The following is a 14473-nucleotide window of genomic DNA, read 5'->3' on the forward strand; positions in this document are numbered from 1 at the left end:
AACTGAACCGTGAGTCAAACAAAACTGTCGATCGTGGATCTGACTAAGCGATACGCCGCAGGCCTGGAGCCCGCCGTCGACCGCCTGAACATGCAGGTGGAGGAGGGGCACCTGGTGGCGCTCCTGGGGCCGTCCGGGTGCGGTAAAACCACCACCCTGAGGATGGTGGCCGGACTGATGGATCCTACCGCCGGGTCCATCACCGTGGACGGCAAGGAGATCACCCACACCCCCGTGAACAAACGCGGCATGGGGATGGTCTTCCAGTCCTACGCACTGTTCCCGCACATGAACGTTGAGCAGAACGTGGCCTTCGGCCTGCAAATGCGCCAGACGCCGAAGGCGGAGCAGAAAAAGCGGGTCGCCGCAGCCCTGGACATGGTCCAGCTCGGACACCTCGGCAAGCGCCAGACCCGGGAACTGTCGGGTGGGCAGCAGCAGCGCATCGCGCTGGCCCGCGCACTGGTAGTGGAACCCACGCTCCTCCTCCTCGACGAACCGCTGTCCAACCTGGACGCGAAGCTCCGCGAAACGATGCGGACGGAGATCAGGTCCATCCAGCAGCGGACCCGCGCCACCACCCTCTTCGTCACCCACGACCAGGATGAGGCACTGGACATGGCGGACCGGATCGCGGTGATGAACGGGGGACTGATCGAGCAGTTCGGCTCGCCCACCGAGGTCTACGAACGCCCCCGCACGCACTTTGTGGCCAACTTCATCGGCCAGGCCAACTTCCTGCAGGCCACTGTGGTCTCCGAAGTAGGACCGGCCGGGGCCGGTGAGTCGCACTACAAGGTGGACATCGAAGGCCTGGGCGGGTTCGGGGCGGTCGGCTCCGCGGGACTGTCCGGCAGCCACGAACTGGTGATCCGTCCGCACCGGCTCAAGGTGACGGTGGCCAACGCCGCTGACAGGGACGCCATCAAGGGGACCATCGAGCGCGTCAGCTACACCGGCGATGCCTTGTCCGTTGCCGTAAAGGTGGGCGGCAAGACGTTCAATACCCAACTGCTTACGTCCAGCGGCGACCTGCCCCGTCCGGGCGACACGGCTTACCTCTCCTGGTCCCCGGAGGATGCCTACATCCTGCCAGTGAACGGCAAGGGGCCGGCATCATGACCACTTTGCAGGCGCCGGGGCAAACACCCCTTCGGCCGGCAGAAGCTGGAGAACTCGAAAAGGCGACAGAAAAGCGCAACCGGCGCGCCTACCTGGCGCTGCTCATCCCCGGATTGTTGGGCCTGCTGGTCAGCTTCGTCTTCCCGCTGGCGTACATGGTCCGAATGTCCTTCAACCGTGGCGCACCGGACGGGGTGATCGAGGAAACCTTCACCTTTGACACCTACATCCAGCCGCTGACTGACCCGTATTACTGGAAGGTCACCCTGGACACCTTCCAAATGGGTGTGACCGTGGGCGTCCTGTGCGTCCTGGTCTCCTATCCGGTGGCGCTGTTCCTGGCCAGGAGCCAAAGCAAGTACCGCAGCCTGCTCCTGGCCATCGCCATCGCGCCGCTGCTGACTTCCGCGGTGGTCCGCACCTACGGCTGGATGGTCATTCTGGGCACCAACGGCCTGGTCAATTCCTCACTGACAGGCCTGGGCATTATCGATACGCCGTTGAAGCTCACCAACAACATGACCGGCGTGACCATCGGCCTGGTGGAAATCTTCATGCCCTACGCCATCCTGGCCATGATTTCCGGCTTCGGCCGGCTCAGCCCGCAGCTTGAGGAGGCGGCCGGTTCCCTGGGCGCCAGCAAGTTCAACGTGTTCACCCGGGTGACCCTGCCGCTGAGCCTGCCCGGCATCCTGACGGCGTTCCTGCTGGTCTTTGTCCTGTCCATCAGCACCTTCATCACGCCACGCCTGCTCGGCGGCGGCAGTGTCCAGGTCCTGGCCACCGAGATCTACGACCAGACCACCGGGCTGCTGAACTGGCCCTTCGCTGCTGCGCTGTCAGTCATCCTGCTGGTCCTGTTCGGCCTGATCATCGCCGTGTACCAGCGCCTCACGCGAAAGATCGGCGGTTAGCCATGAATGAAGCACCCCTCTTCAAGCCGCGCTTCAACGCAGCGAAACCGGCCTTTGGAATCCTCGTGTTCCTGCTCTACCTGTTCCTGCTGGCCCCGCTGCTGATCGTCTTCGTGGTGTCCTTCGCCTCCAACCAGTACCTGTCCTTCCCGCCCGAAGGATTCACGCTGAAGTGGTACGGGATGCTCCCGCAGGAAAGCACGTTCATGAACGGCATGCGGGTCAGCCTGATCGTCGCCGTCATTGTGACGGTCATTGTCCTGGCACTGGGAGTACCGGCCGCGCTGGCCCTTGACCGCTACGAGTTCAAGGCCAAAGGCGCGGTCCAGTCGTTCTTCCTGTCGCCGCTGCTGATCCCCAGCATCGTCCTGGCGCTCGGCATGGTCCTGCTCTTTGGCCCGCTGCGGCTGACCAACACCTACGCGGGCATCATCATCGGACACGTGGCCATCACCATCCCGTTCGTCATCAGGACCACCCTGATGAGCCTGGCAACCACGGACACGTCCTGTGAAGCGGCGGCCCGGATCCTTGGCGCCGACTCGTGGACGGTCTTCCGCCGCGTGACCCTGCCCATCATCCAGCCCGGCGTCATCGCAGGCGGTGTCATCGCGTTCATTGTCTCTTTCGACGAAGCCGTTATCTCCCTGTTCGTGGCGGAATCCGGCTTGCCCACCCTGCCCGTGCAAGTGTTGCGGTACGTGGAAAACTCGGCCGACGCCGCCGTTGCGGCTTTGTCCGTGATCCTCATCCTGATCTCGCTCGTGGTGGTGGTGGTCGTCGAACGCGTCATGGGGCTCCGCAAAGCCCTCCGCTGACGCCGCCGGCAAGCCGCGCTGCCCGGAGACAGCCCCTGCCACAACAACTAAATGGTCCTGCCCGGTCCGCAAAAGCGGACCGGGCAGGACTGCGTCCAGGACAGGTGTGGGTCATAACCGGCACCTATCCCGTGACACCTATTACGTCTTTGTGTGATCAAAGTCCCGGTGTCAGACTTTTTCTACAAGCCCGGTAATTCGGGCAACGGGACAGCAGCCCACACGGCTGGTCCCCACCACTTCCGCTTCCGGCAGCAGACGCTGAGCCTCAGGGCACTGCCTGCGCCAAGACCCCACAGGAGGGCTCACATGGGACCCATAGTTGATCTCGTAGCAGATCTCGGAGAAGGCTTTGGCGCCTACTCGATGGGCGACGACGCGGCCCTGCTCGAAGTGGTCACCAGCGCCAACATCGCCTGCGGTTTCCACGCCGGAGACCCGGACATCATGAACGCCACGGTGGCCGAATGCGTGCGCCGCGGCGTCAGCATCGGGGCCCACCCCAGCTTCCCGGACCTGCGCGGCTTCGGCCGCCGCGCCATGGACCTCAACGCCGACGAAGTCCGCAACGACGTCCTGTACCAGTTCGGGGCCCTGAGCGCCTTCGCCGCCTACCATGGCGCCGGCGTCGTACACCTTGCACCCCACGGCCGCCTCGGCAACCTGGTGGCCACCCGTACAGACTACGCAGAAGCCGTAGCTGACGCCGCCGCCCGCATCAGCCCGGATCTCATCGTCCTGGCACAGGACGGCGAACTCGCCGACGCCGCCACTGCCCGCCGGCTCCCGGTGGGCATTGTGGGCATCGCGGACCGCGCTTACGAAGCGGACGGCACCCTGGTGCCGCGCAGCCGCCCCGGCGCCGTCATCCACGATCCCTCAGCGATCGTTGGGCGCACCATCCGGATGGTCTGCGAAGGCGTCATCGAAACCGTCGCCGGAACGGACCTGCCGATCGTTGCCGACACCATCCTGCTCCACGGGGACACCCCCGGGGCCGTGCAGCTGGCCCGCCAGGTCCGCGCCGAACTCGAGCGTGCCGGCGTCACCATCGCCCCGCTCGGCCAGGTCCTGGCCGCCAAAGCGAAAGCCGCCTGACATGGCCGCCACTCCAGCGCAGCCTCCCGTGGAGGTGTTCGAATCCGGCGACGCCGCCCTGCGCGTCGTCGCGTCCTCCCCGGACCGCGAAGCCAACTGGGCCACCGTCCACGCCCTCGCCGCGTGGCTGGACGCTGCCGGTGCCGACGGCGTTCACGGCGCAGTGCCCACCTACGACTCGCTGCTCGTGGAATTCGATCCCGGCGTCACCTCCGCCCGCCAGGTCCGGGCCTTTGTCCTCCTGGGCCTGCGCCAGCTTGAGTTCACCGGCGTCCCCGCCCGCGAACCGCGCGAATTCAGCGTTCCCGTGGTGTACGGCGGCGAGTACGGCCCGGACCTGGTGCGCGTTGCGGAGCAGCAGCAGCTCACCGTCGAGGAAATCATTCAGCTTCATACCACCAAGTCCTACGTGATCCGCTGCCTCGGCGCCCCGGCCGGCTCGCCCATGATGGATGGCCCCGATTTCCCCTTCCCGGTGCCGCGCCTGAAGGATCCCAGGCTGTCCGTGCCCGCCGGCGCCGTGTCAGTGGCCGGCCGGCAGGCAGTGATCGCCCCCGCGGCGGCACCGGGCGGCTGGTGCGTCATCGGCCAGACCCCGCTCACCGTCCTGGATGCGGCAAGCGAACCGCTGGTTCCCTACGTCCCCGGCGACACCTTGCGCTTCCACCAGATCCAGCCCGAAGACTTCGCCCAGTACGCAGGCAGGAAGCTGGAGGCAGCGCGATGAGCCTGATCATCCAACAGCCCGGCAACTCCGTGGTCACGGACCTGGGACGCTTCCGCGGACCCCGGTTCGGCCTGCCGGTAAACGGTGCCCTGGACCAGTTCTCCGCCCGGGCCGCCAACATTTTGGCCGGCAACGGCGACAACGCCCCGCTGCTCGAAGTCACCGCGCTGGACTTCCGCATGCAGGCCACAACGGACCTCCTCATCGCCGTCACCGGCGCCCCGCTGCACCTCACGGTGGGCGGGCGCGAATGCCAGCAGTGGGAGCCGGTATCCGTGCGGGCCGGGGAGACTGTGGCGCTGCGAAGGATCGACGGCGGCCTGCGCGCCTACGTCGCCGTCCACGGCTCAGTGGACGCCCCGGTACTCCTGGGCAGCTGCGCGCCGGACACCGTCGTCGGCTTCGGCCTGCGCCTGGCGGAAGGCACCGAACTGAAGACCAACCGCAGCGTCCCGCCCATCCGCCAGCCGTACTACGACCTCCCATTGTTCCGGCTAGGCCTCACCCGGCCGGAATTCCACAGCACCGCGGTGGTGGAGGTAACTGACGGCCCCGATGTGGAGGAATTCGGCGACACCGCCAGCCTGCTCTACAACACCGAATACACCGTCAGCGGCCGGAGCAACCACATCGGCCTCCGGCTGGGCGGAGCACTTCCCGAGCGCCAGACCACCGCGGAGGTGCTGTCCCGGGGCGTCCCGGTAGGCGCCATCGAGGTGCCGTCCCGGGATGAGCTCCTGGTGCTGCACCGCGGCCGCGGGGTCACCGCCGGCTATCCCGTCCTGGCAGTGGTCACCAGCCGCTCTCTGGACGTGCTGGCCCAAGCACGTCCCGGACACAAGATCACCTTCCGCAAAACCTCCGTCCCCGAAGCCACAGCGAAGCACCGGGCGGCGCTGAGGGAACTGGAAGCACTGCGTTCCACCGTCGGCACAGTGTTCTCCCTCCTGGGCATCGGAAACCAGCCGGGCTGGCAGCAACCCGTGCCCGCCGCCGGAACCTAAAGACCCTCGCTTCACCCGCCAAGCATTGTTACCATCCCCTTAAGTAAGGAACGCCATGTCCACCTCTACGCACGCGGCCCAGCCGCACACAGAGCGGCTCAGCAGCAAGCAGACCCGCAAGGTTGTCACGGCCGGCTGCGTCGGCATTTTCGTGGAACTTTATGACAACGGCATCTTCGCCTTCATGGCCGGAACGCTTGCCCTCGTCTTCCTGGCACCGGGAAACCCGGACAACGCCCTGCTGTTCGTGTTCGCCGGCTACGCCGTTTCCTTCTTTGTGCGCCCCCTCGGCGCTGTGGTGTGCGGATACCTTGGTGACAGGATCGGGCGGCAAAAGCTGTTGGTGTTCGTCATCCTGCTGATCAGTGTGGCGACGGCCGGCATCGGCCTGCTGCCGCCGTACGCGGCCATCGGCATCGCGGCACCCATCCTGCTGGTGCTGCTCCGCCTGCTGCAGGGTTTCTCCGTGGGCGGCGAAGCTGCCGGCGCCATGACCTTCCTCGCCGAGCACGCCCCCGAAGGCAAGCGCGGCATCATCACCTCCTACGCCCAGATCGCCTCCTTCGCAGCACTGCTCACCGGCACCCTGGTTGCCTACTCCATGTCCCCGTGGCTCACCCAGGCAGCGATCGACGGCGGCGGGTTCGGCGCGTTCGCATGGCGCATTCCGTTCCTGGTCGCCATCCCCATGGGCATCATCGGCTGGTACATCCGCAAGGCCATCAGCGACACCCCCAACTTTGAGAAGCTGAAGGAAGAGGGCGGACTCTCCAAGAACCCTCTCAAGGAAGCCTTCCAGTCCGCCGAACACCGCCGTGCCATGCTGTTGGCCCTCTTCATACCCCTGATGAACGGCTCCGGCTACTACGTCCTGTTCTCCTACATGCCCACCTTCCTCAAGGGCAAGCAGCTCAACTTCACCATCGGCGAGGCCCTGCTGGTCACCGCCTGCAGCCTGGTGGTCATCTGCATCGCCATCCCCTTCATGGGCGCCCTCTCCGACCGCATCGGCCGCAAGAAGGTGATCGCCGGCTCCGCCATCGCCATGGCAGTGCTGGGCATCCCCTCCTACGCGCTGATCGCCACCGGCCAGATGGCCTTCGCCATCCTGGGTGCCTGCATCATGGCACTGGTCTTCGCCGGCCACACGGCAGTGATCCACATCCTGATCGTGGAACTGTTCCCCACCCGCGTCCGCTACTCCGCCTACGGCCTGGGCTACAACATCTCCTCAGCCCTGTTCGGTGGCACCGCGCCGCTGCTCATGACCTGGCTGATCTCATCCACCGGCAACATCTACATGCCCGCCTTCTACGCGGTGATCACCGCGCTGGGCACGCTTGCCGCCGTCAGCACGGTCAAGGACCGGGCGCACCAGCCCCTCCGCGACGCCTAACTTTCCACCCGGCAGCTCAGCGCTGCACCTTGACAGGAGATCCGCATGACTTTTTCTGATTACAAGACCGCCCTCGTTACCGGTGCCTCCACCGGTATGGGCGCCGCCATCGCCGAACGCCTGGCCAAGCGCGGGCTCACCGTGCACGCCGTGGCCCGGAACGAGGACCGCCTGAAGGAACTCGCGGACAAGACCGGGGCAGTGCCGCACGTGGTTGACCTGACGGACACGGCAGCCATGACTGCCGCCGTCGGAAATCTCCAGGTGGACGTCCTGGTGAACTGCGCCGGCGTTTCCCGGCCCGGCAACATCCTGGACTCCAGCGAGGACGACATAGACGAACTGATCGACGTCAACCTCCGCGGCCTGCTCCAGCTGACCCGGCTGGTGCTCCCGGGCATGGTGGAGCGCGACCTGGGGCACGTCATCAACGTCAGCTCCATCGCCGGCGTTTACAACTTCTACGGCCACACGGTGTACCACGCCACCAAGGCGGCGGTGCACCAGATCTCCCGCCAGCTCCGCAACGACACCGTGGGCAAGCGCATCCGCGTCACCGAAATCTGCCCGGGCCGGGTGGAGACCGAAATCTTCGGCCGCAACATGGGCGGCACGCCCGAGGCGATGGAAGAGGCCTGGAAGACCTACTACGAGGGCTACGAATCCCTGACCACCGATGACATCGTCAACGCCATGGATTACGCCATCGAAACACCCCGGCACGTGAATGTTGGCATGCTGGAGCTGATGCCCACGTTCCAGGTCCCCGGCGGACTCACGTTCGACCGGCGCTAGCCCCCGCCCACCCGCTCCAGATTGATAGGTTTCCCCATGCACACAGTCCGCACCGTCAGCTTCCCCGACCAGCAGCTCCTCGATGACCTCTCACCTTTGCCCGAAGGGCTGCGGGGAGTGGTCTGGGACCTGAAGGAGGACCCCGACGGCGGGACGCTGGCTGAGATCGACGGCGTCATCCTGCCGTATATCAATGCCGGCGCGGTATTGGGGTCCCTGGCCAAGGTGGAGCAGCTGAAGTACGTGCAGACGCAGTCCACCGGCTACGACGGCGTGATTGAGGCCGCGGGCCCGGCAGCCGGCGTGGCCAGTGCCTCGGGTGTCCATACGGCGGCGACGGCGGAACTGGCCATCGGGCTGATCCTGGCGAAGCTGCGCGGCATCGACGCGGCCGTCCGGGACCAGCAGCACGGCCTGTGGCGGCCGGAGCGCCGGCAGTCGCTGGCGGACCGGCGGGTCCTGCTGGTGGGTGTGGGCGGGATCGGGCACGAGATCGCACGCCGGCTGGAACCCTTCGAAGTGACCCTGACCCGGGTGGGCAGCTCGGCCCGGACCGATGAGCAGGGCGAGGTCCACGCCTCCTCGGAACTGGCCGCACTCGCCGCCAGCCACGACATCCTCGTTTCCGTGCTGCCGCTTAACGAGCACACCCACCAGCTGATCGGCGAAGAGGTCCTGGCGGCCCTCCCGGACGGCGCCCTGGTGGTGAACGTAGGCCGCGGCTCCGTGGTGGACACCGCCGCGCTGACCAAGGAAGTCGTGTCCGGCCGCCTGCAGTGCGCCATCGACGTCGTCGATCCCGAGCCGCTGCCGCAGGACCACCCGCTGTGGTCCACCACCAACGCCCTGATCACCCCGCACGTGGGGGGCAACGCCTCAGCCTTCCAGCCGCGCATCCTGAACCTCCTCCGCAGGCAGCTTGAGGCGCTCGCTGCGGGCAAGGCTCCGGCCAACCTGGTACAGGCAGGTCCGTTCGCATGAGTTCATTTTTTGACCTGACGGGCCGGGTTGCGCTGGTCACCGGTTCGAGCCGCGGGATTGGCAACGCGCTGGCAAGGGCACTGGCCGACGCCGGTGCAACAGTGGTGCTGAACGGTGTTACTGAGGAGCGGCTGAAGTCCGCCGTGGCGGCGATGGCTGCCGACTTCGCGCCGGGGAGGGTGCACAGTGTCGCGTTTGATGTCACGAGTGACGTTGAGGCTGCCCGCGGCATTGCCTGGGTGGAGGAGCATGTTGGCCCGCTGGAGATCCTGGTGAACAACGCCGGGATCCAGCACCGGGTGCCGATGCTGGACCTGGACGTGAAGGACTGGGAGCGGGTGATTACCACGGACCTGACCAGTGCGTTCCTGGTGGGCCGGGAGGCGGCCCGGTTCATGATCCCGCGCGGGCACGGCAAGATCATCAACATCTGCTCGGTCCNTGAGGCTGCCCGCGGCATTGCCTGGGTGGAGGAGCATGTTGGCCCGCTGGAGATCCTGGTGAACAACGCCGGGATCCAGCACCGGGTGCCGATGCTGGACCTGGACGTGAAGGACTGGGAGCGGGTGATTACCACGGACCTGACCAGTGCGTTCCTGGTGGGCCGGGAGGCGGCCCGGTTCATGATCCCGCGCGGGCACGGCAAGATCATCAACATCTGCTCGGTCCAGACGGACCTGGCCCGGCCTACCATCGCCCCGTATATCGCGGCGAAGGGCGGGCTGCGGAACCTGACCCGGGCCATGACGGCGGAGTGGGCGGCATCCGGGCTGCAGATCAACGGGATCGCGCCGGGGTACATCCACACCGAGATGACGCAGAACCTGGTCGATGATGAGCAGTTCAACTCCTGGATCCTGGGCCGCACCCCGGCCAACCGGTGGGGGACCGTGCAGGACCTCGCCGGACCGGCCGTGTGGCTGGCTTCCAGCGGTTCTGACTTCGTGAACGGGCAGACCATTTTTATCGACGGCGGAATGACGGTGGTGGTCTAATTGGCCAGCAACACCCGCGGTGCCCACTCGTTGGTCCGGAACACCCCCACCGGCTTGCCGGACTGGACCAGGAGCGTCTCGTCCTTCTCCATGCTCTCCAGCGTCCGGGTGATCGCATCAAACGCCGCCCAGGACCGCACAGCCCGGCCCGTGCCGCCGTACACCACCAGATCATCCGGGCGTTCAGCAACCTCCGGATCCAGATTGTTCATCAGCATCCGCAGCGGCGCCTCGGTCTGCCAGGACTTGGCCGTGAGCCCAGTACCCCGGGCAGCTTTGACCGGGCGGGCACCGGAAGTGAAATCAGCTGTCATTCAAGTTCTCCTAGTACTAAGGACTGCGGATCAGGCCAGGTTTTTGGACTGAAGCCATTCCTTGGCGATTTCCCCGATGTCTTCGAACTTTGCCACGCGGCCGTTCATCTCGATCAGGTCTTCGGTGGTCAAGGCCGCGGATACCTTGTTCAGGGTGTCCTTGACGGTGCTGCTGGACTTCTTTTCATTGATGACGGGAACGATGTTCTCGGACAGGAAGAGGTTCTTGCTGTCCTCCAGCGCTACGAGGTTGTTTTCCGACAGCGCAGGGTCGGTGCTGAAGAGGTCTGCAACCTGGACCTGGCCGGAAAGGAGGGCGTTCAGCGTCAGCGGGCCGCCGGCGTCGAGCGCTGAGAATTCCTTGAACTCGAGGTTGTAGACGGACTTGAGGCCGGCGACGCCGTTGACGCGGGTCTTCCACTCCGGCGGGCCGCCCAGGACGAGTTCCTTGGCCACGGGCTCCAGGTCGCTGATGGTCTTGAGGTTGTACTTCTCCGCGGTTTCCTTCTTCACGGCCAGTACGTCCTTGTCCTCAGCTTCGGAAGCGGTCAGGAGGGTAAGGCCGGAGGGGATCTTCGTTGCCAGCTCCGCTGCTACTTCTTCAGAGGAGACTGCCTTGGTTTCGGCGTCGAGGTACTGCAGCAGTGCGCCGCCGTATTCGGGCATGAGATCGATGGAGCCGTCCTTGAGCGCGGGGATAGTGACCTCGCGGCTGCCGATGCTGGGCTTTTCGGCCACCTCGACACCCTGGGATTTCAGCGCTTCAGCGTAGATCTTGGCGATGAGCTGGCTTTCCGGGAAATCCGCGGACCCCACAATAATGCTGTCGCCTGATGAGGCCTGGCTGTTGTTATTGGCGGTGCTCATTGGATCTCCGCCGCAGGCACTCAGGGTGATGGCGGCGACTGCCGCGAGGGTGAATCCGGTCAGGTACTTTTTCATGGGGTTTCTCCTGTGAGGGGTGCCGCAGGCATGCGGCAGCCAGGTGGGGGTACTTTGTGCTGCAAGGAAAGCGGGCCGGCTGGTTCAGACGGCGGTGGGGGTTTTCGCGGTCTCTGAGGGAATCACTTCCCCCGAAGGCAGTGTGGCCTTGACGGTGCGGCGCGTCAGTCCGGGTGACACCACGCGGCGGGTGATAAATGCCAGCAACTGGTCGAAGAACAGCGCTAGAAGTGCTACCAGCACTGCACCGGCAACCATCTGGCTGTAGTCGTTTTGCGCCTTGCCATCGATGAGCAACCGGCCCAGTCCGCCGAGCGAAATGTAGGCCGCGATGGTCGCCGTCGAAATGATCTGGAGCAAAGCGCTTCGGACGCCGGAGAGCATGAGCGGAAGCGAGCAGGGAAGCTGCACGTCGGTGAGGATCTTCATGGTGCGGAAACCCATGCCCCGGGCGGCGTCGACGGCTGCGGCATCAACGGCGCGGACGCCGGCGTATGTATTGGTCAGGATGGGTGGGACGGCCAGGAGAACCAGCACGATCAGGCTGGGGAGGATGTAACCCATTTTGGAAGGAAAAGCGGGGGAGATGAGCAGGACCAGCAGGATCAGCAGGCCAACGCTGGGCAGGGCGCGCAGGGCGTTGGCCAGGCCCGCGATCATGAACACGCCTTTCCCGGTGACCCCGATATAGATCCCGAGCGGGACCGCTATGACCGCTGCGATGGCCAGTGCGATCAGGGAGTAGATCAGGTGTTCGCCAATCAGCGTGGGAATGCCGTCGGCGCCGCTCCAGTGGGCCGGGTCGAACAAGTAGTTGATCATGATGCCACCACCTTGGGGGTCCAGGGCGTGAGCCACCGGTTGAGGAGGATGATCAGTCCATCGAGGATCATCGCCAGGACCACGCAGAGGACGATGCCGGCAATGATGGGGGTGAAGAAACGCAACTGGAACCCCTGCGTGAAAAGGGAACCGAGCTGGGGGATGCCCAGCAGGGCAGCGACTGAGACCAGACTGACGTTGGAGACGGCCGCAACACGGAGCCCGGCCGAGATCACCGGGACACCGACGGGAAGCTCCACTTTCAGCAGGCTCTGGTAGGCGCGGTATCCCATGGCTTTGGCCGCCTGGACGGTGTCCTGGGGAACGGAATCCAGTGCATCGGCCACCACCCTTACCAGCAGGGCAACGGTATAGATGGTCAGGGCGGCGACGATGTTGAGGGGGTCAAGGATCTTGGTGCCGAGGATTACCGGCAACAGGACGAACAGCGCCAGGGACGGGACGGTGTAGAGGAGTCCCGCCACTCCGACCAGGAAAGGGTAGATGCGGCGGCTGCGGTGGGCCCACCAGCCCAGGGGGAGCGCGATGAGCAGGCCAAGGATCAGCGGCGTGACGGCCAGCAGTACGTGCCATCCCAGCAGGAACACGATGTTGTCGAACTGGCGTCCCAGCCATTCAAAGTTCATCGGGCGGTCTCCAGGTGCGGTTCTGCCTCAATGGCCTTGACGACGTCGGTGGCTGTGACTGTGCCGAGCAGTTCGCCGTGTTCGTTGACGACGACGCCGCGGCGGCTGGGCGAGGAGAGCGCGGCGTCGAGGAGTTGGCGCATGGTTCCCGACGCCTGGGCGGACGTGCCGCTGAGGTTGAGGTGTTCCTTGCGCAGTTCGCCGTGCACCTGCTCGGGCTGTGCCCAACCGAGGGGCCTCCTGCCTGCGTCCACCACCAGGACCCAGGCACCGGTGGCCTTGGCCTGGGCTTCGGCAGCGGACGCACCGAGCTGCACTGTCCATTCTTCACCCACAGCCACACTTCCCGCGGCGGCGGTGAAACCGAGGGAGCGGTAGCCGCGGTCGCGGCCGACAAAATCGGCCACAAACTCATCCGCGGGGGACGTGAGGAGCTCGGAGGGCGTGGCCATCTGGGCGAGCTTCCCGCCGACGCGCATTACGGCCACCTGGTCGCCCAGCTTCAGGGCTTCATCGATATCGTGCGTGACCATGATGATGGTCTTGCCGATCTCGCGCTGGAGGCGGAGGAATTCTTCCTGCAGCTGGGCCCGGACCACGGGGTCCACGGCGCTGAAGGGCTCGTCCATCAGCATAAAGGCCGGGTCCGAGGCAAGGGCGCGGGCCACGCCTACGCGCTGCTGCTGCCCGCCGGAGAGCTGCCAGGGGTACCTGTTGGCGAAGGTTTCGGGGAGCCCCACCCGTTCCATCAGTTCCAGGGCACGGTGGCGGGCCTTCTGGCGGCTCTCACCGAGCAGTAGCGGCATCGTGGCGATATTGTCCACAATGGTTCGGTGCGGGAAGAGGCCGGCATGCTGGATGACGTAGCCGATCCTCCGGCGAAGCAACGCTGCATCCATCCCCGAGGTCGGCTGGTCGTCCAGGTATATGGTGCCGCTGGTCGGCTCAATAAGCCGGTTGATCATCCGCAGTGACGTCGTCTTGCCGCAGCCCGATGGTCCTACAAGGATGGTCAGCTTGCCGGTGGGGGCTTCAAGGTCCAGCCCGTTTACAGCCACCGTCCCGTCCGGGTAGGCCTTGGTAATGCTTTCAAACCTGATCATTTCTTTTCCATGCTTTCCTGGGGCAGCTCATGGTCTTTGGAGGGTGTGGCGAGGATGTTCTTCGCCACGGTCGCCAGCTCCTCGCCGATTTTGTTTGCCTTCGTTCCGTCCAGCCGGTAGCTGGGCGCCACGATGCTGAGGGCGGCCACGGTCCGGCCACCCATGATGACGGGAGCGGCAACGGCCGTCACGTCATCTTCAACGCCGCTCCGCATGACTGCGAAGCCGTTTTCTGTTCCACCACCGGTCAGGATCCTGCCCGCAGCGGATCCTTCCAGCGGGATGCTCCTGCCGACCCAGCTGGCATGCCGGATGGAATGGGTGCCTTCAACGATGGCAATGTAGATCCCCGTCTCACCCGGGCCGGTGATGCTCAAGTAGCAGGATTCGCCGGTCCTGGCGACGAGCTCTTTCATCACCGGGGTGCACAGGGAGACCAGTGACTCGTGGCTTAGTGCCAGGGCTCCGAGTTGGATGACACTGGCTCCTGGCCTGAAGTTTCCGGCGGAATCCCTGGAGACAAAACCGCTGCCTTCCAAAGTCCGCAGGAGCCGAAGCGCGGTGCTGGCGGAGAGGTCCACCAACCGTGCCGCGTCGCTGAGGCTGACAGCCCCGTCCGTGCACACGGCGCTCAGAAGGGCCAATGCCCGCTCTACCGTCCGCGTCGAGGAGTCTGCAGCCACTGCCAGCCCGCTTTCAAGTGGTCCGAATCACGTTGTCTTGCCATTTAGTAAAAACCCATTTTCACGGAATGGCAATAGCTTTCGTCAGGTTACGAGCCCGGCGGCACTTTAT

The 14473-nt window shown here is 65.3% G+C and carries 15 protein-coding genes and 2 pseudogenes; 11 read left to right on the forward strand and 6 right to left on the reverse strand.

Annotation, left to right across the window (positions count from 1 at the left end; all coding sequences use genetic code 11):
* Positions 1–33 precede the first annotated feature (33 nt).
* The 11 genes and pseudogenes from BACI348_RS09930 to BACI348_RS09980 all read left to right on the forward strand — a co-directional run.
* Entirely contained in the window at positions 34–1122 is a 1089-nt protein-coding gene (locus BACI348_RS09930; protein WP_236557514.1) for an ABC transporter ATP-binding protein, read from the forward strand.
* Complete coding sequence (locus BACI348_RS09935) at positions 1119–2036, forward strand: ABC transporter permease (protein ID WP_159825382.1); 918 nt, start codon at positions 1119–1121, stop codon at positions 2034–2036. Before BACI348_RS09930 ends, BACI348_RS09935 begins: the two co-directional genes overlap by 4 nt.
* 2 nt (positions 2037–2038) lie before the next feature.
* Entirely contained in the window at positions 2039–2854 is an 816-nt protein-coding gene (locus BACI348_RS09940) for an ABC transporter permease (RefSeq protein ID WP_159825383.1), read from the forward strand.
* Positions 2855–3163: 309 nt separating this feature from the next.
* Positions 3164–3952 carry a LamB/YcsF family protein gene (locus BACI348_RS09945; RefSeq protein WP_159825384.1) on the forward strand — a complete coding sequence of 263 codons (789 nt, stop codon included), beginning with the start codon at positions 3164–3166 and terminating at the stop codon, positions 3950–3952.
* 1 nt (position 3953) lies between these two features.
* Entirely contained in the window at positions 3954–4679 is a 726-nt protein-coding gene (locus BACI348_RS09950; protein WP_159825385.1) for a 5-oxoprolinase subunit B family protein, read from the forward strand.
* Entirely contained in the window at positions 4676–5683 is a 1008-nt protein-coding gene (locus BACI348_RS09955) for a 5-oxoprolinase subunit C family protein (RefSeq protein ID WP_159825386.1), read from the forward strand. The genes BACI348_RS09950 and BACI348_RS09955 overlap by 4 nt, the downstream gene beginning before the upstream one ends.
* 55 nt (positions 5684–5738) lie before the next feature.
* Positions 5739–7079 (forward strand): MFS transporter, encoded by a 1341-nt coding sequence (locus BACI348_RS09960; RefSeq protein ID WP_159825387.1) that lies wholly within the window; start codon positions 5739–5741, stop codon positions 7077–7079.
* A 45-nt stretch (positions 7080–7124) separates the two neighbouring features.
* Positions 7125–7874, forward strand: a complete 750-nt coding sequence (locus tag BACI348_RS09965; protein ID WP_159825388.1) for an SDR family oxidoreductase — start codon at positions 7125–7127, stop codon at positions 7872–7874.
* A 36-nt stretch (positions 7875–7910) separates the two neighbouring features.
* Positions 7911–8855 (forward strand): 2-hydroxyacid dehydrogenase, encoded by a 945-nt coding sequence (locus tag BACI348_RS09970; RefSeq protein ID WP_159825389.1) that lies wholly within the window; start codon positions 7911–7913, stop codon positions 8853–8855.
* Positions 8852–9296, forward strand: a 445-nt coding sequence (locus BACI348_RS09975) for an SDR family NAD(P)-dependent oxidoreductase (protein ID WP_236557515.1), incomplete at its 3' end; no start/stop codon positions are given. The genes BACI348_RS09970 and BACI348_RS09975, both read left to right, overlap by 4 nt.
* A 1-nt stretch (position 9297) precedes the next feature.
* Positions 9298–9850 (forward strand): annotated as a pseudogene (locus BACI348_RS09980) (SDR family oxidoreductase); the annotation flags it as partial.
* Here BACI348_RS09980 and BACI348_RS09985 read toward each other — a convergent pair.
* From BACI348_RS09985 to BACI348_RS10010, 6 genes and pseudogenes are all read right to left on the reverse strand, one after another.
* Positions 9850–10164: pseudogene (locus BACI348_RS09985) on the reverse strand (urocanate hydratase); the annotation flags it as partial. The pseudogenes BACI348_RS09980 and BACI348_RS09985 overlap by 1 nt on opposite strands.
* A gap of 30 nt (positions 10165–10194) precedes the next feature.
* Entirely contained in the window at positions 10195–11106 is a 912-nt protein-coding gene (locus BACI348_RS09990; RefSeq protein WP_159825393.1) for an ABC transporter substrate-binding protein, read from the reverse strand.
* Positions 11107–11190: 84 nt separating this feature from the next.
* Positions 11191–11928 carry an ABC transporter permease gene (locus tag BACI348_RS09995; protein WP_159825395.1) on the reverse strand — a complete coding sequence of 246 codons (738 nt, stop codon included), beginning with the start codon at positions 11926–11928 and terminating at the stop codon, positions 11191–11193.
* The gene (locus BACI348_RS10000) at positions 11925–12575 is read right to left on the reverse strand and encodes an ABC transporter permease (protein WP_159825397.1); all 651 of its coding nucleotides are present in this window, start codon (positions 12573–12575) and stop codon (positions 11925–11927) included. The genes BACI348_RS09995 and BACI348_RS10000 overlap by 4 nt, the downstream gene beginning before the upstream one ends.
* On the reverse strand, positions 12572–13678 hold the full coding sequence (locus tag BACI348_RS10005) for an ATP-binding cassette domain-containing protein (RefSeq protein ID WP_159825399.1): 1107 nt from the start codon (positions 13676–13678) through the stop codon (positions 12572–12574). The genes BACI348_RS10000 and BACI348_RS10005 overlap by 4 nt, the downstream gene beginning before the upstream one ends.
* Positions 13675–14322 (reverse strand): IclR family transcriptional regulator, encoded by a 648-nt coding sequence (locus tag BACI348_RS10010; protein WP_236557517.1) that lies wholly within the window; start codon positions 14320–14322, stop codon positions 13675–13677. The genes BACI348_RS10005 and BACI348_RS10010 overlap by 4 nt, the downstream gene beginning before the upstream one ends.
* Between the last annotated feature and the right edge of the window lie 151 nt (positions 14323–14473).

This window comes from Arthrobacter sp. 9AX, assembly GCF_902506095.1.
Lineage (GTDB): Bacteria > Actinomycetota > Actinomycetes > Actinomycetales > Micrococcaceae > Arthrobacter.

Coding starts and splice junctions, on each gene's coding strand:
- BACI348_RS09940 (WP_159825383.1), top strand. CDS start 2,039: ATGAATGAAGCACCCCTCTTCAAGCCGCGCTTCAACGCAGCGAAACCG.
- BACI348_RS09945 (WP_159825384.1), top strand. CDS start 3,164: ATGGGACCCATAGTTGATCTCGTAGCAGATCTCGGAGAAGGCTTTGGC.
- BACI348_RS09960 (WP_159825387.1), top strand. CDS start 5,739: ATGTCCACCTCTACGCACGCGGCCCAGCCGCACACAGAGCGGCTCAGC.
- BACI348_RS09970 (WP_159825389.1), top strand. CDS start 7,911: ATGCACACAGTCCGCACCGTCAGCTTCCCCGACCAGCAGCTCCTCGAT.
- BACI348_RS09965 (WP_159825388.1), top strand. CDS start 7,125: ATGACTTTTTCTGATTACAAGACCGCCCTCGTTACCGGTGCCTCCACC.
- BACI348_RS09990 (WP_159825393.1), bottom strand. CDS start 11,106: ATGAAAAAGTACCTGACCGGATTCACCCTCGCGGCAGTCGCCGCCATC.
- BACI348_RS10000 (WP_159825397.1), bottom strand. CDS start 12,575: ATGAACTTTGAATGGCTGGGACGCCAGTTCGACAACATCGTGTTCCTG.
- BACI348_RS09950 (WP_159825385.1), top strand. CDS start 3,954: ATGGCCGCCACTCCAGCGCAGCCTCCCGTGGAGGTGTTCGAATCCGGC.
- BACI348_RS09955 (WP_159825386.1), top strand. CDS start 4,676: ATGAGCCTGATCATCCAACAGCCCGGCAACTCCGTGGTCACGGACCTG.
- BACI348_RS09995 (WP_159825395.1), bottom strand. CDS start 11,928: ATGATCAACTACTTGTTCGACCCGGCCCACTGGAGCGGCGCCGACGGC.
- BACI348_RS09935 (WP_159825382.1), top strand. CDS start 1,119: ATGACCACTTTGCAGGCGCCGGGGCAAACACCCCTTCGGCCGGCAGAA.
- BACI348_RS10005 (WP_159825399.1), bottom strand. CDS start 13,678: ATGATCAGGTTTGAAAGCATTACCAAGGCCTACCCGGACGGGACGGTG.